This window comes from Inquilinus limosus MP06 (assembly GCF_000767795.1).
GTDB lineage: Bacteria > Pseudomonadota > Alphaproteobacteria > DSM-16000 > Inquilinaceae > Inquilinus > Inquilinus limosus_E.
Genome location: NZ_JANX01000982.1, coordinates 1 through 1,299, shown reverse-complemented (window position 1 = coordinate 1,299; position 1,299 = coordinate 1). Strand labels below are relative to the sequence as shown.

Sequence of the window (1,299 nt, the reverse complement as noted above, 5' to 3'; positions counted from 1 at the left end):
GTATCGCCGCCGCGCCGGCCCCGGCCAAGCCGCGCGTATCGCCGCGGCAGGGAGCGGGCAAAGAAAGACCCCACCCCGCAGGCGCGGAGTGGGGTCGTCCACTCAAGGCCTCAGAGCACGAAGTCGCTGGCGGTCAGCGCGTGATCCGAGAGGACGGCGATGGCGATGTCCGGGTTCTTGTCCCCGTTGGTGTCGCCATAGACCATCTGGTAGCCATTGGCCAAGGCCACCACCCGCAGCTCGCCCGCCACGCCGGTGAAGGTGCCGGTGCCGAAGGTGAAGGCGCCGCCCGAGCCGTTGGCGTCGATCGCGGACAGGTCGATGTGGTCGCCGGTCGAGAAGTCCTCGATTGTGTCGCGGCCGGCCGCGGCCACAGTGCTGTCGCCGATGGCGGTGTAGACGAAGCTGTCGTTGCCGGCGCCGCCCTTCAGCGTGTCGGCCCCGGCCCCGCCGGTGAGGACGTCGTCGCCGCCGTTGCCCCAGAGCCGGTTGTTGCCGGCATCGCCGGTCAGGCTGTCGATGAAATTCGAGCCGTAGAGCTGCTCGATATTGTCCAGCGTGTCGCCGGTGGCGTCGCCGCCGGAGGCGGTGTCGGCCAGCAGGTTGACGGTCACGCCGGCTGCGCTGTTGATGTAGTAGGCGGTGTCGATGCCGAGCCCACCGTCGATATGGTCGGCCCCATCGCCCCCGTTGATGATGTCGTTGCCGTCATTGCCGTTGATCGTGTCGGTGCCGGCGCCGCCCGAGATGGAGTCATCCCCGGCGCCGCCGTTCAGCGTGTCGGTCCCGGCGCCGCCGTCGATCGAATCGTTGTTGGCCCCGCCATTGGCGATGTCGTCGCCGTCGCCGCCGACAAGCCGGTCGTTGCCGTCGCCGCCGTCGAGGTTGTCGTTGCCCGCCTCGCCCGACAGCGAATCGTCGCCGGCATTGCCGACGAGCGTGTCGTTGCCGAGCTCGCCGCCGAAGATGTTGCGGCCGGCATCGCCGGTCAGGTTGTCGTCGAAGCTGGACCCGTACAGGTTCTCGATGCTGGTCAGCACGTCGCCGGCGGCGTCGCCGCCGCTGTTGACGCCGGTCGCAAGGTTGACCGTGACCCCCGAGGCCGAGCCTTGGTAGTTGGCGAAATCGGACCCTGCGCCGCCATCGATGTTGTCGGCGCCGCCGCCGCCACGGATCGTGTCGTCGCCGTCGAGGCCCAAGATCGTGTTGGCCCCGGCACTGCCGTACAGATGGTCGATGAAGGCGGTTCCGGTCAGGTTGCTGATGCCGTTCAGCGTGTCGCCCTCGGCGTCGCCGCCG

General features: G+C 69.2%; 1 protein-coding gene. It reads right to left on the bottom strand.

What is annotated here, in order from left to right; genetic code table 11:
• Positions 1-110 precede the first annotated feature (110 nt).
• Positions 111-1,299: calcium-binding protein (locus P409_RS41355; protein WP_161790533.1), on the bottom strand; the 1,189-nt coding region annotated here is incomplete at its 5' end.